Raw genomic sequence first — 21,805 nt, 5'->3', positions numbered from 1 at the left:
AGGTGAGAGCTTGAAAAACGTTATGATTCCAGAGGAGTTATTTGGAAAGATTATAAAATATCATTTACTGGATCAGGAACAGGAAGCAGATGATATAAGAAAAGGTCTGGAGAAAAAGCTGGATGCAATGGTAAATCGTGAGGTATACAGTAAATCCAAAACTGCACCAACAGAAGAAGAACGAGAAAAGTTCCGGCAGGAATATCTGGACAGAAAAGGAATGCACGGGAGCTTTCGATGGTAACAGTTTTTGTTGATTACCTTTTTACAGGAGCGTGTCACGCCCCTGTGAGAAGTAAACAAGGAGAAAGTTGGTAAGGTGTAGACGGAAAGCTGTAGCTGGAATGTGAGACGGCTGTAAATTTGATAGTTGTGAAGAAGGGAGAAAGATACAATGAAACAGGGAAGATTAGGATATAACAGTAGCAATGACAGATATGGGTTGTTGGCATCAGACTTATGGATTGATACGGGATTTCACTGTGGAGAAGGTCTTGAGGTACTGGTTGATGATAAGTGGGTACGGACAAGAATGGAGATGAATCCGGCAAGAGAATGGTATCTGGTAGGAACACCGTACTGTGGAGATCTGGAATATGTGCAGGCAAGAATACCAGAATAATTTAGCCGAGAGAGTAACGCAGAAGCCAACCGACTAACGTGAGGAATAAAATAGGTCTTCGCTCGGCTTCAGTCGGTGCAGAACAGACGTCCACTGGACGTCTTGCACCCCCGGAGGGCGCAAGGGTACTTTTGATGGACGGTACGGCTGTCGAAAGTGCTTTTGCGTTACTTTTGACAAAAGTAACAAAACCGCCGTATCCGGCGAAAGTTTCTTAATATCGCCATGACTGGCGTAAATAAAAATTATGTGTCATATCTGGCACTTGCTTAGAGAAGAGGTGAGAAACATTATGATAAAACGAACAATTAGCGGTATGATTGGGAAAGGCTCTCTGGCTCATAACAGGAGAGAGTTTTTCGCAGAGAATGTAGAACCGGACAGAGTACAATTAAATATTTGTTACCAGAATGAAAATCTGAAGGAAGTCTATAAAGAGTTATTTGATGATGCTGTGGAGAGATACAACCTTGGGAAAAGAAAGGACCGGCAGATTACAAATTACTATGAAAAAATCCGGCAGGGAAAACAGGAGAAGTTGTTCCATGAAGCGATTTTCCAGATTGGAAATAGAGAAGATATGGCTGTCGGAACAGCAGAAGGAGATCTGGCGGTAAAAGTGCTAGATGAGTATGTAAAGGACTTCCAGAAACGGAATCCAACGCTACGGGTATTTGGTTGTTATCTACATCAGGATGAAGCCACTCCACATTTACATATTGATTTTATTCCCTATGTGACTGATTGGAAAGGAAAGGGAATGGACACCAGAGTTTCGTTGAAACAGGCATTAAAAAGTCTTGGATTTCAAGGTGGAAATAAGCATGATACAGAGTTGAACCAGTGGATGAACCATGAAAAAAAGGTCCTGGCAGAGATTGCAAAACAGCATGGCATTGAATGGGAACAGAAAGGTACTCATGAGGAACATTTGGATGTTTATAACTTCAAGAAGAAAGAGCGGAAAAAGGAAGTACAGGAGTTGGAGCAGGAGAAAGAGTATCTAACTGCAGAAAACGAAGAACTGACAGCACAAATTGCGGAATCCAGAGCAGATATCCAGATTTTAAAAGACGATAAGGAACAGGCAATTAGGGAGAAGCAAGAAGCAGAACAAATGGCAGAGGACGCAGAAAAAGAACTAAAAAGTCTGGAAGATCGTCGGAATGTGCTACAACCAATTATGGATAATGCCAGTAAGGAAATAAAAGAATATGGAATGATTAAGACGTTTTTACCGGAGGCAGGAACATTTGAACGTGCAGTACCTTACAGAGAAAATAAAATCAAGCCATTGTTTATCAAGATGAAGAATCAGATTGCTGCATTAGCTGGAAAGGTTGTAGAACTTAACAAAATGGTAGAAAGTTGGAAAAATAAATATCAAAAATCTGTTGAGGAATGTGATAATATCCAGAAACAGTTAGACGATGTACGTAAGGAAAATGGAAAATTATCAAATGATAATCAACGTTTACAGGAGACTTCGGACAGATATGACAGAGTGGTGCGTATTCTGGGAACAGAAGTTGTAGAGGATGTAGTGCAGCAGGATATTAAAGAACAAAAGGAATTGGAAGAGCAGCGTCGAATGGAACAAATGCCAAAGGGAAGCGTTCTGAAACAGTTGGAATGGGCAACTCAAAAGAGCCAGATTGAAAACCAACAACGTAAGAAAAATAAAACAAAATACAAAGGATTGGAGATTTAGACTATGAAAAAACAGATTTATGATGAGAAAAATGGAATGAGCTATACGTTGCATGGAGATTACTATTTGCCGGATCTGGTTTTAAGAGAAGAAGAACCGACATATGGAAAATATGGAATGTTACGAAAGCAGTTCTTAAAAGAACACAGATCAGCAAGATATCAATACATGTTATTGACCGGAAAATTGAATGAACATCTGAATCAGATCGATCAGGAAGTCAGAGAACAGGTGGAAATGCTTATGAAACAGATGGTAGAAAAACAGGGTGTAACTGAAGAATTAAAGGTACAGGATCAGATGAAGTGGGTTAGGTTAATGAATAATATAAAAGCCAGTGCAGAAGAGATTGTATTGAAAAACCTGGTATGTGTGTGATTGTAAGTGACAGTCGATAAGATTGCCCTTTTACACTTTTGTATATATTAGAATAGCACTTTAGAAAGCACTATGGTAAAATAAAGTGAAGGTAAATCGAAAGTTACCGAATTAAGTTAATCGTGCCATATGGCTTGGTTATCAAAACAAAGATAAAAACGCAACGTGCATCTTTGATGTGCCAGAGCCGGTAGGTAGCCCGGCCGTCCTATGTAAATAGGGTAAGTAACCTGCCCCTCCGGGTTGTCCATTCTTTGCCCAATAAATTTTAGGAGGGATTTTTATGGACAAAGTAAATGGAAAACTGACGGTATATTTTGAAGAACCATTTTGGGTAGGTATATTTGAGCGTATTGAAGATGGAAAATTATCTGTGGCAAAGGTAACATTTGGTGCAGAACCAAAAGATTATGAAGTGCAGGAATATGTTCAAAAATACTATTTTGGTTTGAAATTCAGTCCAGCTGTTGAAGCTATTGTAAAGGATATAAAAAGAAATCCGAAACGGATGCAGCGTGCAGCAAAAAAACAGATACTGGAAACTGGCATTGGCACAAAATCGCAACAAGCGTTGAAATTACAACAGGAACAGAACAAGCAGGAGCGTAAAGAAAAAAAAAGAAAGAAAAAAGAGGCGGAAGAACAGCGAATGTTTGAACTAAAACAGCGAAAGAAAAGAGAAAAGCATAAGGGACATTAAAAGTCCTTTGGGCTTTTTCTCAAATTCGGGATTTGAAGGTATAAACAATGAGGAAATGTGAAAAGTGTGGAGCAAGTATGAAATTAGATTTAAGACTTAAAGTTAATGGCGGTGGCTATGGGATGGTTGTTCGTGTAGATGAAAAACAAAAGGCGACAACTATAGATGATGTTAGAGTTGCAGTCTGCCCAGAATGTGGCTATACAGAAATGTATTTAGAGGATTTAACGAAATTGAAATCTTAAAAGACAACTTTCAGATTTTTAGAATTAAGAAAAACGGAATTTAGGGAGGGGTCTATAATTGAAATTAGCAGATTTAGCAACAGGTTCTGATTGGATAGTGTGGATTGTCTTTGTAATATTTGCTGTACTTTCTATAGTTTTACTTTCTGGACACGGAAGCTGGTTTATTTCTGGATATAATGCAGCTTCAAAAGAAGAAAAGAAAAAATATGATGAAAAGAAGTTATGCAGAACAATGGGAGTTGGAATGTCTATTATAGCAATTCTTGCATTAATTATGGGCTTGCTTGAAAATATTTTGCCTGCATTTTTTGTATATATTGCATTGGGAATCATTGTAGTTGATGTCGTGGTTATTATCATTTTAGAAAACACACTATGCAAAAAGTAATAACTTCTGGTTTGAGGAATTGACTGAAAGGAAGGCATTATATGTTCTATATTTATATTATTTTTGACTTTGCAATGGCAGTGATTATGCTTTTATTTGGAATATGGTTTTATAGGTCAAAAGGACAAGCATCCAAATTCTTGTCTGGTTATAATATGAAATCAGCAGAAGAACGAAAAAAATATGATGAAAATGCTATGTGTAAGGCATATGGGAAGAGAATGATGTTTATGTCAATTCCTTTTATTGCTGGAATGATTATAGATATTTGGCATATAGGAATCGGTTGTTTAATTGCATGGGTGATATGGTTTGTTATGTTTATTCTGCTGCTTATGGATAGACATAAAAGAGAAGGTTAATTTATAGAGGAATAGAATGCTTTTGGGGTGAAAATACCGTTTATTTGTTTTAGACATACGATGTCCGGTTGAAAATTAGCGGATTCTCGTTTTATGTCGTGGTAATTTTGATACATATTGGTAAGCTGTAAGTGGAAGAGAGGTAGAGACATGGACACAAAAAAGATTGGAGCTTTTTTAAAGCAATGTCGTAAAGAAAAGAATCTTACGCAAGAGCAGCTTGCCGAGAAGTTTGAGGTATCTGCAAGAACAGTTTCCAGATGGGAAACAGGAGTTTCCCATAGTTAAAGATACCACACCAAATATGATGAACCCACGCTTATACACTACCAGCTATAATAAACCGCAAGGACAGCAATTTGATGATACTGCTGTCCTTTCTTTTATAAAATTGCAGTACACATAAAAAAGCTGTAAAATGATAAATATATTTGTCCTTGTAACAATTCTCGGACATTTGCCTGTTATACTATCTGCAAAAAGCAAAGGAAGTGAGAATATGGAGCAGATTTTAATTGTCGAGGACGACAGTTTTTTGAATAAGATGTTAGACTATAACCTGACCGCAGACGGCTACGGCGTGACTTCTGCCCTAAATGCCAGAACCGCAGCCGAAGCCATCCGCCAGCGGGAATTTGATTTAGTGCTGCTGGACATCAACCTGCCGGACGGGAACGGTTTTGAACTGTGCAAGCTGATAAAGCCCCAGCACCCGGACACCATCGTAATATTCCTGACCGCCAACGATCAGGAGAGCGACCAGATACGGGGCTATGAGGTGGGCGCGGTGGACTACATCACAAAGCCCTTTGTGATCGGGGCCTTGCAGCGAAAAATCAAAGCCATGTTCGCCATGCTGGAACACCACAAACCGGCCAAGGACATTTACGACGACGGGCGGTTGTTTCTGGACTTCTCGGAGCAGACGGCTTCCTTAAACGGCAAGCCCCTGACTCTATCCCCGATGGAGTACAAAATGCTGAACCTGTTTCGTAAAAATCCCCGGCAAGTGCTGACCCGTGGGCAGCTTTTGGAAAAGCTGTGGGATATAGACGAGCGGTTTGTGGACGAACACACCCTGACAACCTCCATCAGCCGTATTCGCAGCAAGATTGAAGCCGACGGCGGCGCACCCTACATCAAGACCGTTTACGGCATGGGGTATCAATGGACGGGAGGCGAGGTAAAATGAAGTTTCAAAACCTCTCGGTAAAGCGGCTGTTTGGCCGGGTGGCAATGGAGCTTGTCCTCTCCATGTCCGGGATCACCATAGCCCTGTTTCTTGTGACAAAACAGATTGCGGTGCTGCTGACAGGCGGGACGCTGCTGCTGTGCGCCCTTGTGGGGATTTTTGTACTGACGCAGGCGTTTGGAAAGCGGCTGTCGCAGTTTACCGCTGACCTGTGCCAGACCTTAGACCACATGATCGCCGGGAATGAAGCGCCCCAGCGGCCAGAGGACAGCGAAACCCAGCTTGCCAGAATCGGACACCGGCTGGCAAGGCTTTACCAGATCATGCAGGAGAACCGCCGCCGGGTGGACGAGGAACGGCAGGAGTTACAGACCCTTGTATCGGATATTTCCCATCAGGTGAAAACGCCGGTAAGCAATCTGAAAATGGCGACGGACACCCTGCTGGAAAAGCCCATGACCGAGGCGGAGCGCACCGACTTTATCCGGGGAATCCGCAGCCAGACGGATAAGCTGGACTTTCTCTTTCAGGCCCTTGTGAAAACCTCACGGCTGGAAACGGGCGTGATCCAGTTGGATAAGAAACCGGGTCGCCTCTTTGATACCGTGGCGCAGGCCATGAGTGGGATTGTGTATGCAGCGGAGAAAAAGGAAATCGCTGTGTCCGTGGACTGCCCGGAGGATTTGACCGTTTTCCATGACAGCAAGTGGACATCCGAAGCCCTCTTTAACCTGCTGGACAATGCAGTGAAGTACACCCCGGCAGGCGGGAAAATCGCCGTGTCAGTGGTGCTGTGGGAAATGTATGTGGAGGTCAAAGTGACCGACACCGGCAAGGGCATTTCCGAAAGCAATCAGGCTGCCATCTTCCGGCGCTTCTATCGTGAGGAAGAAGTACACGAACAGCAGGGCGTGGGCATTGGCCTGTATCTGGCCCGCGAGATCGTAACGCGGCAAGGCGGCTATATCAAAGTGGTTTCGGAGCCGGGCAAGGGTTCAGAATTTTCCATTATGCTGCCGACAAAATAGAACGCGGCGGACGGCCATTTCCGGCTGCCCGCCGTAAATTTTTTTGAGATGTCCGAGCGTTGTAACATTTCACCCCGATTTTCAATGAAATTTTTTGGCCGCTGTAACATTTCGCGGACATTTAGGTTTTACAATACCCTTATCAAATATGGAGGTGATACAACTATGACATGGCCTTTTGAAAATGACACCAGCGCCATTACAAAGAAGCTGGCGCAAAGAAGCTTCAAAGCCAACAAATTACGAAATATTGTTGCTGTAATAGCAATCGTTTTAACATCAATGCTTTTTACTTCTGTAACGACTTTATGTGTTGGAGCGATCCAGTCTATACAGACAACTATTTTGCAAATTAGGGGAACCAGCCCGTCCACTGGTACATCTGTAAATTGGATTGCCATAATAGCAGCCCTGTTTTTTATTATGATTTTTGTAATAACGGGCTATTTGCTCATTCGCAATATTTTTGAGATTTCTGTTGTTCAAGAAATAAAGAAATATGGCTTATTAAGAACAATCGGAACAACGGAGAAGCAAATCAAGCGAATTGTTTATAAGCAAGCATTTTGGCTGTCTATAATTGGTACATCTATTGGGTTGATTTTGGGATATATAGTAGGAATACTTATGCTTCCGTGGATTCTTAATTTTATGAAAGGCGAGTATCACAATCTTTCTGTGAACTTGAGTTTTAATCCTATTATTTTTGTCGTTGCCGGGATATTTAGTGCGATTACTGTTTGGGTGAGCATAAAGAAACCATTCAAAATTGCAGCTACGATTTCGCCCATTGAGGCAACTAGATACTATGAAAAAGACAATTATCATAGTGCCAACAAGAATCGTCTTTCGTTTAAGAATAGAATAACAGAAATGGCATGGAGAAATTTAAGAAGAAATTCAAAGCGTACCATATTTATCGTCTTATCCATGATACTCTGCATTATTCTCCTAAACAGTGCAATCGCAATCGGAAATAGTGTTGATGTTAAAAAATATGTATCTTCTGTTACCTCATTTGATTTTGTTGTGGCAAGCCCAAACACATTTTCTAATGTGCAAGGTTTTCGATTTAAAGATGATTCTGTTAGTAATGAAATCATATCTGATATTGAAAATAATATTCCTGTGCTGAACGGAAGTCGAATTTATAAAAACACTTTGGATGATGTCAGTGTTACTTATGATTATGGTAGTTTGGTCACGGAAGTATTAGACGAATACACAGAAGATAATCACCTTATACGAAGTGGTATGGTTGATGGCAGAACTTATCCAGTAAAACTCGGTGTTGATTATCGACCTCTTTGCAATATTTACGGGGTAGAAAAATCAATACTTCCTAAATTGAATTTCATTGAGGGAGAAACAGATATACAGCAACTAACCTCATATTTGGAAAGTGGAAACTATGTTATAGAAATTTCAGCGATCAACCCAAATGAATCTCCTGAATTTCTTTGTCCGCTCAATCAGGAAGTTACCATTTACAAAGATGGATTGCCTTATAAAACGGTTTCGGTAATTGCGCGTGCAGTGGTTGATTTTTCATTGGTAGAATCTCCGGGTAAGAATGTTGGCTACACTGATGTTGGCGGCGATTGTCCTATTTTCTATATGAGTAATGAGATGTTTGTGGAATTGTATAACAATCCAGCCATAATGAGTTATGTGTTTGATGTGGAAAAAGAACACTTTTTGCCAGCGACCGAGTACATCAATTCTTTGCCTACCGTTGAATACGCATCGTCTGAAACATTGGCACAAACTATGAATGGATTAAAACAAACTATTTTTATCATAGGTGGCCTTATTGGGTTTCTGTTAGGAAGTATCGGGCTTGTGAATTTTTCCAACATCATTATAACGGGCATTATAAACCGGCAACGGGAATTTGCTACATTAGAGAGCATCGGAATGACGAAAAAACAAATTAACAAATTGACCGTATTGGAGGGATTGTTTTACGCATTTCTGATTTGTGTAATGGGTTTACCTCTCTCTCTTATTGTTGCAAATACAATTCTTCCTACTTTCTTTAATCAACCTGACTTATGGCTGTTTACAATACAGCCTACGATTTTCCCGTTGATATTAGAGGGAATTGTTATTTGCGTTGTGGCGATTATAGTTCCTCATGTTTCGTTTCGCTATTTTAGAAAAACAAGTATTGTAGCTCGATTAAGGGTAGTTGAATAATAATTTTGAAATGTCCGAGCGTTGTAACATTTCACCCCGATTTTCGATGAAATTTTTTGGCCGCTGTAACATTTCGCAGACATTTGGGTTTTACAATGACCTTATCAACAAAAGTGAGGAGGCGTTGCAATGGAACTGACCCCGACCATGATTTTGAATCTGGCGCTGCTGATCGTCCCGCCCGTTGCCCTTGTGCTGGCGTTCTGGCAAAGGCTGGCCCAGCACATCCGCTGGACGGTTGCCTTGACTGCCCTCTGCGATGTTCTCCTGTTTTGGGATGAACTGTTCTACTATGAGAGCTTCGGACTGTTCGCTGTGCTGATTCTGGTACAGTTGGCGGCCACCGGCGCAGCAGCGTTCCGCATTTACAACAAACAAAGAAAGGATTGAATTTTATGAGAATTTTACAGACTATCGACCTGAAAAAGTATTACGGTACAGAGCCGAATATCACCCGCGCCCTTGACGGCGTGAACTTCTCTGTAAATGACGGCGAATTTGTGGCCGTTGTGGGAACCTCCGGCAGCGGCAAGTCCACCCTGCTTCACATGATGGGCGGGCTGGACACCCCTACTTCCGGCAATGTGATTGTCCGGGACAAAGAGCTGTCGAAAATGAACGACGAACAGCTTACCATCTTCCGCCGCCGCAACATCGGCTTTATCTTCCAGAACTATAACCTTGTTCCTATCCTGAATGTGTATGAGAACATCGTCCTGCCGGTGGAGCTGGACGGGGACACGGTGGATCAGAAGTTTTTGGACGAGATCGTTCACCTGCTGGGGCTGGAAGATAAACTGAAAAATATGCCGAACAATCTTTCCGGCGGCCAGCAGCAGCGTGTGGCTATCGCACGCGCCCTGATTACCAAACCGGCTATTGTGCTGGCCGACGAGCCGACCGGCAACCTTGACAGCAAGACCAGCGCCGAGGTGCTGGGGCTTATCAAGCGCACCAGTGCAGAGTTCCGGCAAACTGTTGTGATGATTACCCACAATGACGACATAGCCCGTCTTGCAGATCGGATTGTCCGCATTGAGGACGGCAAGATTGTGGAGTAAGGAGGTGGCAGGCTATGACATGGCCTTTTGAGAATGATACCAGCGCCATTACAAAGAAGCTGGCAAAGAAAAGTTTGCAAAGCGAGAAGCGCCGGAATCTGATGGTGGTGATTGCCGTTGCGCTGGCGGCATTTCTGATCTGCTTTACGGGAATTGTGTCTACCTCCCTGACACAAATGCAGCGCAATCAGGTTGTCGATACTTATGAGGCGGTCTGGCTGGGCGTAGAGGAAAACGACATTGAAACCCTGAAAGGACTGCCGGAGTTTGAGCGCGTAGGCGGCTACTATATGCTGGGTGAGGAGCTTTCAGAACAGGGCTATCATGCGTCTTATGTGTATTGCGACGCGCAAATGATGGAGATTACCAAGGCGCAGATGGAGTTGCTAGAGGGCCGGGTTCCTGAAAAAGCAAATGAAGTTGTTGTAAGCGAATACTTTCTTTCCACCTATGGAAACAATGCCAAGATCGGGGACACTGTGACCTTAGATACAGAGAGTTTTCATGGTGATTATGTCGTTACCGGCATTATGGACAGCGTAAATGAAAAAGAAGCGAATACCTGCGCTATCATTCTTTCCAACGCTGCCCTGACAGGATGGAAAGGGTTTGACCCGACTGGCTATCGCGCCTATGTCCATTTCAAAAACAGCGACCAGTTGGGCGAAGAACTGATGACCTCTTATTGCAGGGAGATTGCGGAGGAATATCAGCTTCCTATGCCCAAAATGAACAGCAAGTATTTTGCCTATGCTTCTAAATCCTTTGATTTTGCACTGATGGCTGGCGTGATTGCCATTGTTCTGATCGGCGGCTATATTGTGATCCAGAGTATCTTCCGTATCTCCATCAATGACAAAATCAAGAGCTACGGGCAGCTTCGGACGATTGGTGCAACGCCAAAGCAAATCAAGCGGATTGTAAAGCGGGAGGGGCGTAAACTCGGCAGTATCGGGATTTTGATTGGTACAGTGCTGGGTGTATGCGGCGGTTTTCTTTTGTTTCCCAAGGGATTTAATGCTGTTTCCTATGTGGCAACGATTATTTTGACACTCATAAGCAGTTGGATCATGGTATCTGTTTCCATCCGTAAGCCGATAAAAATTGCGGCAGGGATTTCCCCGATTGAAGCCGTCCGTTTTACCCCGGCACAAAAGGACATCCGAAGCCGAAAAAAGAATATCAAGCTCAATCCTGTTTCAATGGGAATTGCGAATTTTAAGCGTGACCGAAAAAAGACCGTTGCTATTGTAGCCTCATTGAGTTTGGGCGGAATTATTCTGCTTGTGGTATCCTCCATTGTTTTGCTGCGTTCTCCAGAGGCGCTTGCAAGACGGTTTTTCCCGGACGGCGACTATAAAATTTATTTGGATTCTGAAATGACAGAAGAAAAGGTTATGGCAGCGGGAAATCCGTTGAATGAAGAATTAAAACAGGAAATCTTATCTATTGATGGTGTTACAGATATAATTCCAAGCAGACAATCTCTCTATGCAACCCTTAAGACGGACATTTACCAAAGCGGTGGTATGTGTGATATGCTGACCGACCAGAATTATGCAACAGTTGAAGCGGCTCTGACAGCAGGAACGATGCCAAAAGATTCCCGTAGTATTGTAATTGACTATAATGTGCTAAAGCAGAATGAGGATATGGGTGTTGGTTCAACAGTTGACTTTTATTTTGGAGAGGGGCAACCGCCTGTTTCCGTCACTGTATCAGGATTGTTTGATTCCAACAAGACGCCTTCCGGGCATGGAAAACTGGCCCTCGATGGAGTACTCTTTTTCGCACCAGAAGCATTGTTCCATGAACTGCACCCGGAAATCGCTTCTTTCGACTATTCATGGAGCATTGTAAACGATCCGAAAAAAACGGACTATGTGGGAGCTGAATTGAAAAATATTGTTGCCAGCCATAGTAATATTGCCTTAGATGAAATCAATACAGTGATTGAATATGAAGAAATGACAAATTCTTTTGCGTTTGGCAGTATGGAGATACTTTCATGGTTGGTATTTCTCTTTGGCGTTATCAACCTTATCAATACGACACTCTCTAACCAGATAGCCCGAAAGCAGGAAAACAGTATTCTGCGTTCTATCGGCCTAACACAAAAACAGCTATGTGAAATGAACATCTGTGAGGGGCTGTGCTATGCGCTCTTTGCAACATTGGCGACGCTGATCGTTGGGCTTCCGGCTTCCATCTTTGCTTGCAGAAAAATGAGTATAGGAGCTTTTGCCGGAAATGTAGTGCCTTACAAATTCCCGGTTTTGGAAATGGGACTGTTCATTCTGGTATTGTTCGGAATGGAACTGATCTTGTCTGTATGGACAATCCGCAGACAGAAAAAGCAATCCCTGATCGAACAAATGCGGGCGATGGAATAACCGTATGGGATCGGCGGGGCGGCGTGTGCTGCCCCGCTTTTTTCGCCATTTCTCAAAAAATTTTTGAAATGTCCGAGCTTTGTAACAATTCAGCCTGTTTTTTTGTCGAAATCAAAGGCACCTCGGACATTTATAGTTCTTCCAAAAGTTTGATGATAATATTACCATTCATGGAAGAAGCAATCTGTTATTGCAATAATGCGAAATTGACGATAGAAAGTTTTTCATATCTCGGTCAGCTCAACAATTACATTACTCTGCTGATACAGCCAGTCCGTAAATTCTTTCGGGCTGGCCGTTCCTGTTTTTACAGCCTTTTTTCTCTGTAAGGCTTCTTTCTTAAAGTCGGAAAAGGAAGCCTGTATTTTTTCCAGACGGTCAGCCGGAAAGCCTGCGGTATTTTTTACCCGGTTTATTTTGTTGCGCCAGTTCTGGCATTCATTTTTATAAAGCAGGTCATAGTTATTTTCTCTTGACCTCTCGTCAAATTCCCGCTTGTTTTGAAGCGCCTGTGCTTTTCGGCACTTGTCGCTGCACAGCTCATACCGCTGGCTCTTTGCCAGAAAATATTTTCCACAGACCTTGCACCGCCGGAAGCAAAGCCCCCAGTCATTCAGCCTGTTCAGATAATAGGTAATCAACGGGTAGAGGGACGCATAGGCAGACACACATTCTTCTGTGCGCCGGTTGTCCGGGAACCAGAGGTCAAGCCGGGTATCTTCTGACGGTGCGCCTTTGAAATAAAGGCTGCCAGCTTGAAATTGTTTCGGTTTTCCTGTCTCCCTGTCAAAGCTCATGGTTTCGTTTTGGAATACCCCGGTCAGTCTGCTCATTTTATCCATGAAGCGGTCACAGGCAGCGTTACGGTCACGGGGTTCTCTGGCAAGCAGATAGCTGTTCCAGATACGGAACGCCACATACATTTTCAGAGGGTCGTTGCTAAGATATTTCTCCCAAAGAAATTCGCTTGCCGCCTGCTCCAGCTCCGGCTGTTTCCATCGGTTGGAGTGGAGAGCTTGCCGCAGCGGAGAAAGCCCGTATAAGTTCCAGTCTCTGTCCGTGTCACGCTCAAAGTTTATCAAAAAAGTTCCCAGTGGGCGTGTCATATCACAAAGCACCTCTGCGTTTTGGCTCCCGTTCAGACGGAAGCGGATCTGCTGTTCTTCCCCAATCAAAATCCGCTCTTTCATTTTCTTCCTGTCCAGCGTCAGGACAAACAAAATCCTCTCAAAACATGGCTCATGCCGTATAAACTGATTCTCCATCCCTATCCCCTGCCTTTGTTTATGGTAATTATATAATTCAGTTATATCCGTTACACTCATGGTATCGCAGAATCATTGTTTTGTCAAGGATAGTACGCTATGATGATTGCGGTTGGTAATTTCGTACCGCACAGTACATTGACAAGTGAATGACCGTCCAAAAGGGATATGACCGGCAGGAGAAGTGACGCATTCGGCGCACCAATGCAGGGAAACACCGCAGGAATGGGGCAGGAAAACGGCTTTTGGGGAGAACGGCAACAGGAAGCATTTTAACCTATTTGATTTATGGGAGGAACAGAATGAACGATAAAAAGAGATTGAACAGCTACGAGGATTTACCGCTGGTTCTGGATGTGGCGGACATTCAGCGGATTATGGGAATTTCAAGAGCGAGCGCCTATGAGCTGGTACACACACCCGGCTTTCCAGCGTTCCGCAGGGGCAGACTTATCAAGGTCAGCAAAATTGCTTTCTTTGAATGGATGGCAAAAGGCTCCGAAACCGTACCGGGAAGCGACAAATAAGCGTGAGGTATCATTCCCTGACTTGCAATACTGCCGCACTTTCCAAAGGGGCATACAGAGGGAAAAAAACTTAAAAATGATACCGAGACGCTACATCAAAACAGCCTATCTGCGTACATCAGATAGAAACGGAGAAAGGAGCCGGTTATGGCAAGAATGAGTAACAAGCGGCGGTTGGAATGGTCTTTCTTCTTAAATGACCGCAGCCGTATCACTTACAACGAACTGTGCCGGAAATGCCAGCACGAATGTAAACAGAGCTTCCGGGCGGTTGTGGTTGACTGCCCGAAGTATCTTTCCAAGCGTTCCAAGAAAAAGGACAAGACTGCCGGAAACGGCAAAATCCCTTAGGAACTAAGGGCGCACTTCTATACATAGTCTAAAGACCATGTATCGTGCGTCCTGCGGAGCTTACCTCTGCCGCTGATAAAATCAGCAATCCGAGGTCTGCGTTCGCTTCGCTCCGACAAGGTGGCTACACCCCCTTGCGCCGCTAAAGCGGCTATCCCCTGTGTACCCGCCGCAAAGAGAAATCCGCTCTGCGGTTTTCCCTTTTCATCGGGTTTTATAGAAGCACTGACACACGGACTGTCTGCGGATGGTCTTTCTTTATCTTATCAGCAAAGGATGTGAGAACATGGAAAAATCTTTGGAACAGTTGAAGCAGGAATATGAAAAAACCACTGTCCTGCTGGAACAGGAAAAACGGAAAATGCAGCGTTTGAAAAACCGGCAGGCGTATCTGGAAAGCGGTTCCCGGAAACAGAGGACGCACCGGCTGATTACCCGTGGGGCAGCTATTGAGAGCATTGCACCACAGACAAAGGAGCTATCCGAAGCGGAATTTTATTCCCTCATGGAAAGCATTTTGAATCTGCCGCAGGCGGAGCATTTCATCCGGTCTGCCACAGAGAACCACGCCCGTATTTCCGGGCAGGAGAAAGACGGTGACTAAGGATAGCACTTTATCATTTTTCAATCGCACAGATCAAGCGCAGCGCCGGTCAGAGCGCCATTGCCAGCGCAGCCTATCGAGCCGGGGAGCGTCTTTACAGCAGCTACTATGGAGAAGTCAGCGACTACACCAAAAAGGGCGGCGTGATCGCTTCGGAAATCATGCTGCCGCCCCATGCGCCGGAAATATATCTTGACCGGGCGACCCTCTGGAATGCTGTGGAGAACTGCGAGAAACATCCAAAAGCACAGCTTGCCTATTCCTTTGATATTGCCATGCAGAATGAATTGACGCTGGAAGAAAACATGGAGCTGGCGAGGAAGTTCGTACAGGAGCAGTTTGTGACAAAAGGCATGATTGCCGACCTTGCTTTTCACAGCCCGGAGAAAGAGGACGGCGGCATCCCTAACCCGCATTTTCATGTGATGACAACCATGCGCCCTTTGAACCCGGATGGCACATGGGGACAAAAACAGCGTCGGGAATATCTTCTTGATGAAGATGGAAACCGAATCCGGGATAAAAACGGCGATTATAGGTTTAACGCTGTCCATACAACAGACTGGCATGAGCCGGAAACGCTGGAACACTGGCGGGAGCAGTGGGCGGCTGCCGTTAATACAAAATTTGAGGAAAAAGGGCTGGATGTGCGTATCGACCACCGTTCCTATGTGCGGCAGGGGCTTGACCTGATACCTACTGTCCACGAGGGAGCTAATGTCCGGCAGATGGAAGCAAAGGGCATCCGCACCGAGAAAGGGGAACTGAACCGCTGGATTAAAGCCACCAACCGGCTCATGCAGGATGTGAGGAAGAAGATCAAAGCCCTGTTTGTCTGGATGGCAGAGGTAAAAGAAGAACTTTCCAAACCGCAGACACCGAGCCTTGCCGACCTGTTGATCGCTTATTACAACCAGCGCAACGCAGGGGCATGGAGCAATAAAGCCAGAACCGGAAACTTAAAGCAGTTTGCCGAAGCCGTCAATTATCTGACGGAAAACAAGCTGCTCACATTAGAGGATTTGCAGGAGCGTCTTTCCTCTGTCAACGAAGAATTTGAAGCGTTAAGCGACTCCATGAAAAAGAAATCTGCCCGGATAAAGGAATTGCAGGAATTGATACGGGAGGGCGAGAATTACCAGCGGCTAAAACCTGTTCATACGGAATTGAACAATATCAAGTTTAAGAAACAGAGGGAGAAATTTGAAACATCCCACGATGCGGAGTTACGGCTGTTTTATGCCGCCCGCCGTATTTTGAAAGAAAAACTGGACGGAAAACCCATTGCCCTGAAAGCATGGAAACAGGAATACGCACAGTTAAAAACAGAGTATGCCGAACTGTCTCCGCAGCACAAGCCACTCCGGGAGGAAGTCATACGGCTACGGCAGGTGCAGAACGCCGTAGATACCGCACTGCGCCGGAGGGAGCAGCCACAGGCAGTACAGAGAAAGAAACATGAGATGGAGCTATGATATAACCGGCAGCTTTACCGCTACCAGTATTTTTATGGAGGGAGCATTTGAATGTATTTGAAGCGGTGAAACAGTCTGTTACCACCCGGCAGGCTGCTTCATTCTATGGAATCCGGGTGGGGAGAAATGGCATGGTCTGCTGTCCATTCCACAATGACCGCACGCCCAGCATGAAAGTGGACAGCCGCTTTTACTGCTTCGGCTGCGGGGCTTCCGGGGATGTGATCGACTTTGCCGCTTTGCTGCATGGATTGGGGAAACGGGAAGCTGCGGTCAGGCTTGCGGAGGACTTCGGCGTTTCCTATGAGAAATCCGGCAATGCGCCGCCAGATAGGAAGCGTCACAACAGGTCACAGCCCCGACAAAAATCAGCGGAGCAGAGATTTCAGGAAACGGAACGGTATTGTTTCCGGGTGCTATGCGATTATCTGCGCCTGCTGGAGCATTGGAAAACAGCACACGCCCCACAGCCGCAGGATGCCATCTGGCATCCTCTTTTTGTGGAAGCGTTGCAGAGGATAAGCTACACAGAATACCTTTTGGATATTTTGTTATACGGAGAAATAGAAGAAAAAGCGGCATTGATCGCCGCACAGGGAAAGGAGGTGTTGCGGCTTGAACAGCGAATTTCAGAGCTTGCCGCCGGAAACGCAGGAAGCGGTCAAAAGGACGATGGACACAATGGAACCGGCGCAGACACCGGCAGAAATCCGGGAAACATTAGAGGGGACGCAGAAAGGCGGCGTGAAGAACAGCATCCGAAACTGCCTGACGGTGTTCCAGCGTGACCCTCTGTTTCGCGGGGCGCTGCGCCTGAACCTTTTGACGGAGCAGATTGACATTGTGAAGCCGCTGGGCTGGGAGCGCACCAGTACCACGCTGACCGACATGGACATGAACTACCTGCTTTTGTATCTGGAAGAAAATTACGGGCTTACCAGCGAGAAAAAGGTGCAGAGCGCCATCAAGATTGTTGCCAATGAAAACCGCTACCATCCAGTCAGGGATTACCTGAACAGCCTGCAATGGGACGGCACAGAGCGCATCCGTTACGCCCTGCATCACTTTCTGGGAGCCGATACGGACGAATACACCTATGAAGCCTTGAAACTGTTCCTGATGGGAGCCATCCGGCGGGTATTCAGACCGGGGAGCAAGTTTGAGGTCATGCTCTGTCTGGTTGGTGGTCAGGGAGCCGGGAAATCTACCTTTTTCCGGCTGCTGGCAGGCAGGGACGAATGGTTTTCAGACGATTTGAAAAAGCTGGACGATGAAAATGTGTACCGCAAGCTGCAAGGGCATTGGATTATCGAGATGTCGGAGATGATTGCCACAGCCAACGCCAAGAGTATTGAGGAAATCAAGTCATTCTTAAGCCGCCAGAAAGAAACCTACAAAGTGCCGTATGAGACACATCCGGCAGACCGGCTGCGGCAATGTGTATTTGGAGGGACGACCAACCGGCAGGACTTTTTGCCCCGTGACCGCACCGGCAACCGGCGCTTTCTCCCCGTGACGGTGTACCCGGAACGGGCGGAGGTTCACATACTGGACGATGAAGCGGCGGCGAGGGCGTATATCGAACAGATGTGGGCGGAAGCCATGACGGTTTATCGCAGTGGGAAGTATAAGCTGTCATTCAGCATGGAAATGAACCGATACCTGAACGCCCACCAGCAGGACTTTATGCAGGAAGACACACAGGCCGGCATGATCTACGCCTATTTGGAGGACTACACCGGCGACAGGGTATGTTCCAAGCAGCTTTATGAGGAAGCGCTGGGGAACTTAAATTCCCCGGCAGACTGGGAGACACGGGCAATCTGCGAGATTATGAATACCGGCATTGCGGGCGGCATCATACAGGGCTGGGTAGCCTACAAAAGCCCGAAGCGGTATAAGAAATACGGTTCTCAAAAAGGCTGGGAGCGTGTCAACCAAGCTCCGCCGGAGGGGGACGGTTTTCAGGAAATCACGGAAGAAGAAGCCCGGCAAATGGAACTTCCATTCTGAAAAGCCACCGGTTGACAGTTTGGTTGACAGCCGGTTGACGGGGAAAAGCCTGATATTTGGGGCATTTCTCTCCTTTGTCAACCATGTCAACCAAGAAATCAAAGAAAAAGTAAAAAGTAATAATAGAGCGCCTATGGATTGTTTTCAAAGTCTTTTCTGCCGGTTGACACGGTTTGGTTGACACGGAGACAGTCTGCGGCTGTACACCTGTCTGACATTCCCTTGTCGGGCATATTTCATTTATGGAGGTAACTGCCTATGGCAAAAAGCAAAAACGAGAGCAATAACAAAAACAGCGGCACCCTGCTTACCGAAAAAGACGGCACCCAGTATTTTGTCATGGGGAAAGTCCGTATCAAGGTATCGGAGCATTTCGCACAGGATGGGAAGCCGCTTGACAGCCTGCTGGAAGATGTGATCCAGCACGCTGCCGCCGCTTCCTGAAAAAATACGGAATAACGACTGTCAATCAGCCCACGCTTATGATATACTTGTACCAGCGAGTATTGTATAAGCGTGGGTTGTTTCTTTTAGAAGGAGGATTTTTAACCGTGAAACAACCATACAATACAACGATTTATAACACTGCACTATATTTGAGATTGAGCCGTGACGATGAATTACAGGGGGAAAGCGGCAGTATCCAGACCCAGCGCATGATGCTTAGACAGTATGCCGCAGAGCATGGGCTGACCGTTGTAGACGAGTACATTGACGACGGATGGAGTGGGACAAATTTCGAGCGTCCAAGTTTCCAAAGGATGATTGATGACATCGAAGACGGGAAAATCAACTGCGTTGTCACAAAGGACTTATCCCGTCTGGGAAGAAACTATATCCTGACCGGTCAGTACACGGAAATCTATTTCCCCAGCAAGGGAGTACGCTACATTGCCATCAATGACAATGTGGACACCATCAACGGAGAAAGCGAGCTTGCACCGTTCTTAAACATCCTGAATGAAATGCACGCCCGACAGACCAGCAAAAAGGTCAAGGCTGCCATGCACACAAGATTTGCCAATGGCGCACACTATGGAGCCTATGCACCGCTGGGCTATGTAAAAGACCCGGACAAAAAAGGTCATCTTCTGATCGACCCGGAAACACGCTGGATTGTAGAGAAGATTTTTGACCTTGCTGTACACGGGCGTGGAGCCGCCAGCATTACACGGATTCTGGTGGAGGAAAAAGTACCTACCCCCGGCTGGCTGAACTATGAAAGATACGGGACTTTCGCCAATATCTACGCCGGTGCGCCCGCAGAAAAAGCCTATGCGTGGACGATTGCACAGGTCAAGAGCATTTTGAAAGAGGAAACCTACATCGGTCACAGCGTTCACAACAAGCAGAGCAACATTTCATTCAAGAACAAGAAAAAGGTGCGGAAGCCGCAGGAAGAATGGTATCGTGTGGAAAATACCCACGAAGCCATCATTTCCGAAGAAGTGTTCCAAAAAGTTCAAGAGCTGATTGCAAGCAGACGCAGGAAACGCAGAAACGGTACGACACAGATTTTCGCAGGATTGATAAAATGTGCAGACTGCGGATGGTCTTTAGCCTATGGGGAAAACAAGCAGAACAAAAACCCATACGGGTACTACCATTGCAGCAAGAACGGACAGGGATTACGCCAGTGTTCCATGCACTATATCCGCTATGATGTACTGTATGCCTATGTGCTTGCAAGACTGCAATACTGGTCTATGCTGGCACAGAAAGATGAGGACAAGCTGCTGAAACGGCTGCTCAATGTCAGCGACAGGGAAAGGAACTCTGCGAAGAAAAAGCAGGCTGCGGAGCTGAAAAAGGCAGAGAAGCGTAAAGCCGAGGTTGACGGGCTGTTTGCTAAAATGTATGAGGACTGGTCTGCCGGACGCATAACCGAGTATAACTTCAATATGCTGTCCGAGAAGTACCAGAACGAGCAAAAGGAGCTTGAAACAAAAATAAGACAGCTTCACGAAATGATGGAAGCCGCCGTACAGACCGCAGCGGATGCTGAAAAGTGGATTGCCCTAATGAAACAGTATGTCAACCCTGTGGAGCTGACCGCCGAACTTCTGAACACTCTAATTGAAAAAATAACCGTCCACGAAGCTGTCAAGGGCGAGGATGGAAGCCGTGAGCAGGAAGTAGAAATCTACTACCGCTTCATCGGCAAAATCGACTGACCTTTCTTTTTTTACCCAACAATATCTTTAATTAAGGGAAACGGGAATAAATATGCCGGATCTCAGTATACTTGTTCAACTTGCTGAATACTACGATGTTGAGATGAGAGAGCTCCTGGATGGAGAAAGGAGCCAGACTATGAATAAAGAGATGAAAGAAACACTGGACAAAGTTGCGGTGTATGAAGGATGGGTGAAACAAAAAGCATTAAAGGCTGGAAATCTTGCATTTGCATCAATGTTTGTGATTGGTGTGTTAGCGATTATTATTCAGATGCTATTAATGGTGGATACTCGTTTGGTTTTGGGAGAGATAGTAACTGTCTTAGTAGGAGGAATCCTATATGTAGCTATTATGGTGTATAATGGAATATGGGATAAATGCCTGCCAAAAAGTGCTGTTATATGGCGGAATTTTCTCACCAGTGTAATATGTGCAGGAATTTTTACAGTCATCTATGGTACATGTTTATTTAGAATGGGAGCTACAGAAACACAGATAACACGATTGGCATTGGGATTTCTGATAGGTATTACTATTGTGTCATTTATTATTCTTAGGACCTTAGCATTTATTAATCGAAAAAGAAATCAGAATTCACCAAATGTTCAGGAGAGAAAAGAAACTTCCCAATCTAAGACAGAATGGACAAAAATTTATAATGCACAGAATATAGTAGAGACAGAACAACTTGTAGAAATGTTAAAGCAAAATGGAATAGCAGCTTTTTCACAGGAAGCAGGTGCGAATGTTGCAATGCATGGGGCACCTGGATTTGGAATATATGGTGTGGATATATTCGTGAAAACCGATGATGCAGAGAAGGCAGTACAGCTGATTAAGGAGATTAATAACCAAGAGAATGAAGAAAATTTTTGACATTTTCACACATGCGTGCTAATATGATTATAGATAAAGAGTGCTACCGATAGACGGTTAGTCCGATATATGTTTTGACAAAAATTGCCGCTTAGTTTACCAGACCAGGGCGGCTATTTTTGTGGTTTATTATTATCCTTGCCAAAGGTATATCCAAGACCAAAGCAGGTTAAGCCGAAGCTCACTACTGCTATAAAATCAACAATACTCATGGCTTAGCCCTCCTTTCCAGTG

The 21,805-nt window shown here is 45.1% G+C and carries 24 protein-coding genes and 1 pseudogene; 24 read left to right on the top strand and 1 reads right to left on the bottom strand.

The genetic code is table 11. From position 1 onward, the window contains the following. Positions 1 to 10 precede the first annotated feature (10 nt). From AB5213_RS00425 to AB5213_RS00355, 15 genes and pseudogenes are all read left to right on the top strand, one after another. Positions 11 to 244, top strand: coding sequence for a complexin-2 (locus AB5213_RS00425; RefSeq protein ID WP_330675914.1), 234 nt, complete (start codon positions 11 to 13; stop codon positions 242 to 244). 150 nt (positions 245 to 394) lie between these two features. Next, positions 395 to 622 carry a DUF5348 domain-containing protein gene (locus AB5213_RS00420; protein ID WP_055053912.1) on the top strand — a complete coding sequence of 76 codons (228 nt, stop codon included), beginning with the start codon at positions 395 to 397 and terminating at the stop codon, positions 620 to 622. A gap of 292 nt (positions 623 to 914) precedes the next feature. Next, a complete protein-coding gene (locus tag AB5213_RS00415; RefSeq protein ID WP_279325872.1) occupies positions 915 to 2,333 on the top strand; it encodes a plasmid recombination protein in 1,419 nt (472 codons plus the stop codon). Between the two features lie 3 nt (positions 2,334 to 2,336). Then, entirely contained in the window at positions 2,337 to 2,711 is a 375-nt protein-coding gene (locus AB5213_RS00410; RefSeq protein WP_161285592.1) for a TnpV protein, read from the top strand. Between the two features lie 283 nt (positions 2,712 to 2,994). Further along, positions 2,995 to 3,411 (top strand): YjdF family protein, encoded by a 417-nt coding sequence (locus tag AB5213_RS00405; RefSeq protein WP_161285591.1) that lies wholly within the window; start codon positions 2,995 to 2,997, stop codon positions 3,409 to 3,411. Between the two features lie 47 nt (positions 3,412 to 3,458). Then, positions 3,459 to 3,656 (top strand): zinc ribbon domain-containing protein, encoded by a 198-nt coding sequence (locus tag AB5213_RS00400; RefSeq protein WP_008373560.1) that lies wholly within the window; start codon positions 3,459 to 3,461, stop codon positions 3,654 to 3,656. A gap of 58 nt (positions 3,657 to 3,714) precedes the next feature. Beyond that, positions 3,715 to 4,047, top strand: coding sequence for a DUF3784 domain-containing protein (locus tag AB5213_RS00395; protein WP_161285590.1), 333 nt, complete (start codon positions 3,715 to 3,717; stop codon positions 4,045 to 4,047). 41 nt (positions 4,048 to 4,088) lie between these two features. Beyond that, positions 4,089 to 4,409, top strand: a complete 321-nt coding sequence (locus AB5213_RS00390) for a DUF3784 domain-containing protein (protein WP_008373564.1) — start codon at positions 4,089 to 4,091, stop codon at positions 4,407 to 4,409. 150 nt (positions 4,410 to 4,559) lie between these two features. Next, positions 4,560 to 4,688: pseudogene (locus AB5213_RS00385) on the top strand (helix-turn-helix domain-containing protein); the annotation flags it as partial. A gap of 220 nt (positions 4,689 to 4,908) precedes the next feature. Beyond that, positions 4,909 to 5,601: a response regulator transcription factor gene (locus AB5213_RS00380; RefSeq protein ID WP_015533258.1), complete on the top strand. Its 693-nt coding sequence runs from the start codon at positions 4,909 to 4,911 to the stop codon at positions 5,599 to 5,601. Beyond that, entirely contained in the window at positions 5,598 to 6,629 is a 1,032-nt protein-coding gene (locus tag AB5213_RS00375) for a sensor histidine kinase KdpD (protein ID WP_005936000.1), read from the top strand. Before AB5213_RS00380 ends, AB5213_RS00375 begins: the two co-directional genes overlap by 4 nt. A 165-nt stretch (positions 6,630 to 6,794) precedes the next feature. Beyond that, a complete protein-coding gene (locus AB5213_RS00370; RefSeq protein WP_368276196.1) occupies positions 6,795 to 8,828 on the top strand; it encodes an ABC transporter permease in 2,034 nt (677 codons plus the stop codon). A 129-nt stretch (positions 8,829 to 8,957) separates the two neighbouring features. After that, a complete protein-coding gene (locus tag AB5213_RS00365) occupies positions 8,958 to 9,218 on the top strand; it encodes a hypothetical protein (RefSeq protein ID WP_005927561.1) in 261 nt (86 codons plus the stop codon). Between the two features lie 5 nt (positions 9,219 to 9,223). After that, positions 9,224 to 9,889, top strand: a complete 666-nt coding sequence (locus AB5213_RS00360; protein WP_009296631.1) for an ABC transporter ATP-binding protein — start codon at positions 9,224 to 9,226, stop codon at positions 9,887 to 9,889. A gap of 14 nt (positions 9,890 to 9,903) precedes the next feature. Next, on the top strand, positions 9,904 to 12,282 hold the full coding sequence (locus AB5213_RS00355) for an FtsX-like permease family protein (RefSeq protein ID WP_055201186.1): 2,379 nt from the start codon (positions 9,904 to 9,906) through the stop codon (positions 12,280 to 12,282). Between the two features lie 224 nt (positions 12,283 to 12,506). Here the strand turns inward: AB5213_RS00355 and AB5213_RS00350 are convergent, their stop codons facing one another. Then, positions 12,507 to 13,547, bottom strand: coding sequence for a DUF6076 domain-containing protein (locus tag AB5213_RS00350; RefSeq protein WP_008816376.1), 1,041 nt, complete (start codon positions 13,545 to 13,547; stop codon positions 12,507 to 12,509). 302 nt (positions 13,548 to 13,849) lie between these two features. Here AB5213_RS00350 and AB5213_RS00345 point away from each other — a divergent pair, with 302 nt between their 5' ends. The 9 genes from AB5213_RS00345 (at position 13,850) to AB5213_RS00305 (ending at position 21,571) form a co-directional block, all read left to right on the top strand. After that, a complete protein-coding gene (locus AB5213_RS00345) occupies positions 13,850 to 14,074 on the top strand; it encodes a helix-turn-helix domain-containing protein (RefSeq protein WP_005362423.1) in 225 nt (74 codons plus the stop codon). A gap of 147 nt (positions 14,075 to 14,221) precedes the next feature. Beyond that, entirely contained in the window at positions 14,222 to 14,425 is a 204-nt protein-coding gene (locus AB5213_RS00340) for a hypothetical protein (protein ID WP_004614949.1), read from the top strand. A gap of 286 nt (positions 14,426 to 14,711) precedes the next feature. Next, a complete protein-coding gene (locus AB5213_RS00335) occupies positions 14,712 to 15,029 on the top strand; it encodes a DUF3847 domain-containing protein (RefSeq protein ID WP_368276195.1) in 318 nt (105 codons plus the stop codon). Between the two features lie 2 nt (positions 15,030 to 15,031). Next, positions 15,032 to 16,504: a MobQ family relaxase gene (mobQ, locus tag AB5213_RS00330; RefSeq protein ID WP_368276254.1), complete on the top strand. Its 1,473-nt coding sequence runs from the start codon at positions 15,032 to 15,034 to the stop codon at positions 16,502 to 16,504. A gap of 47 nt (positions 16,505 to 16,551) precedes the next feature. After that, the gene (locus AB5213_RS00325; RefSeq protein WP_014079457.1) at positions 16,552 to 17,292 is read left to right on the top strand and encodes a CHC2 zinc finger domain-containing protein; all 741 of its coding nucleotides are present in this window, start codon (positions 16,552 to 16,554) and stop codon (positions 17,290 to 17,292) included. Next, positions 17,177 to 18,517: a virulence-associated E family protein gene (locus tag AB5213_RS00320; protein ID WP_009321442.1), complete on the top strand. Its 1,341-nt coding sequence runs from the start codon at positions 17,177 to 17,179 to the stop codon at positions 18,515 to 18,517. The genes AB5213_RS00325 and AB5213_RS00320 overlap by 116 nt, the downstream gene beginning before the upstream one ends. 258 nt (positions 18,518 to 18,775) lie before the next feature. Further along, positions 18,776 to 18,961 (top strand): hypothetical protein, encoded by a 186-nt coding sequence (locus AB5213_RS00315; protein WP_004849804.1) that lies wholly within the window; start codon positions 18,776 to 18,778, stop codon positions 18,959 to 18,961. Between the two features lie 107 nt (positions 18,962 to 19,068). Then, the gene (locus AB5213_RS00310; protein ID WP_071431012.1) at positions 19,069 to 20,691 is read left to right on the top strand and encodes a recombinase family protein; all 1,623 of its coding nucleotides are present in this window, start codon (positions 19,069 to 19,071) and stop codon (positions 20,689 to 20,691) included. A 139-nt stretch (positions 20,692 to 20,830) separates the two neighbouring features. Then, on the top strand, positions 20,831 to 21,571 hold the full coding sequence (locus AB5213_RS00305) for a DUF2007 domain-containing protein (RefSeq protein ID WP_243864547.1): 741 nt from the start codon (positions 20,831 to 20,833) through the stop codon (positions 21,569 to 21,571). Positions 21,572 to 21,805 lie beyond the last annotated feature (234 nt).

Origin of the sequence: Coprococcus sp. RTP21204st1_G4_RTP21204_210225 (assembly GCF_040915385.1) — a bacterium.
Lineage (GTDB): Bacteria > Bacillota > Clostridia > Lachnospirales > Lachnospiraceae > Allocoprococcus > Allocoprococcus comes.
Note: the sequence above shows the minus strand (reverse complement) of the source record. Positions and strands in the feature narration are given on the sequence as shown.

Excerpts from the sequence above, each read along its gene's own strand:
- AB5213_RS00365 (WP_005927561.1), top strand. The coding sequence starts at position 8,958 with ATGGAACTGACCCCGACCATGATTTTGAATCTGGCGCTGCTGATCGTC.
- AB5213_RS00335 (WP_368276195.1), top strand. The coding sequence starts at position 14,712 with ATGGAAAAATCTTTGGAACAGTTGAAGCAGGAATATGAAAAAACCACT.
- AB5213_RS00370 (WP_368276196.1), top strand. The coding sequence starts at position 6,795 with ATGACATGGCCTTTTGAAAATGACACCAGCGCCATTACAAAGAAGCTG.
- AB5213_RS00340 (WP_004614949.1), top strand. The coding sequence starts at position 14,222 with ATGGCAAGAATGAGTAACAAGCGGCGGTTGGAATGGTCTTTCTTCTTA.
- AB5213_RS00320 (WP_009321442.1), top strand. The coding sequence starts at position 17,177 with ATGGACACAATGGAACCGGCGCAGACACCGGCAGAAATCCGGGAAACA.
- AB5213_RS00355 (WP_055201186.1), top strand. The coding sequence starts at position 9,904 with ATGACATGGCCTTTTGAGAATGATACCAGCGCCATTACAAAGAAGCTG.
- AB5213_RS00405 (WP_161285591.1), top strand. The coding sequence starts at position 2,995 with ATGGACAAAGTAAATGGAAAACTGACGGTATATTTTGAAGAACCATTT.
- AB5213_RS00360 (WP_009296631.1), top strand. The coding sequence starts at position 9,224 with ATGAGAATTTTACAGACTATCGACCTGAAAAAGTATTACGGTACAGAG.
- AB5213_RS00380 (WP_015533258.1), top strand. The coding sequence starts at position 4,909 with ATGGAGCAGATTTTAATTGTCGAGGACGACAGTTTTTTGAATAAGATG.
- AB5213_RS00390 (WP_008373564.1), top strand. The coding sequence starts at position 4,089 with ATGTTCTATATTTATATTATTTTTGACTTTGCAATGGCAGTGATTATG.
- AB5213_RS00350 (WP_008816376.1), bottom strand. The coding sequence starts at position 13,547 with ATGGAGAATCAGTTTATACGGCATGAGCCATGTTTTGAGAGGATTTTG.
- AB5213_RS00420 (WP_055053912.1), top strand. The coding sequence starts at position 395 with ATGAAACAGGGAAGATTAGGATATAACAGTAGCAATGACAGATATGGG.
- AB5213_RS00415 (WP_279325872.1), top strand. The coding sequence starts at position 915 with ATGATAAAACGAACAATTAGCGGTATGATTGGGAAAGGCTCTCTGGCT.
- AB5213_RS00315 (WP_004849804.1), top strand. The coding sequence starts at position 18,776 with ATGGCAAAAAGCAAAAACGAGAGCAATAACAAAAACAGCGGCACCCTG.
- AB5213_RS00345 (WP_005362423.1), top strand. The coding sequence starts at position 13,850 with ATGAACGATAAAAAGAGATTGAACAGCTACGAGGATTTACCGCTGGTT.
- AB5213_RS00375 (WP_005936000.1), top strand. The coding sequence starts at position 5,598 with ATGAAGTTTCAAAACCTCTCGGTAAAGCGGCTGTTTGGCCGGGTGGCA.
- AB5213_RS00305 (WP_243864547.1), top strand. The coding sequence starts at position 20,831 with ATGAATAAAGAGATGAAAGAAACACTGGACAAAGTTGCGGTGTATGAA.
- AB5213_RS00410 (WP_161285592.1), top strand. The coding sequence starts at position 2,337 with ATGAAAAAACAGATTTATGATGAGAAAAATGGAATGAGCTATACGTTG.
- AB5213_RS00400 (WP_008373560.1), top strand. The coding sequence starts at position 3,459 with ATGAGGAAATGTGAAAAGTGTGGAGCAAGTATGAAATTAGATTTAAGA.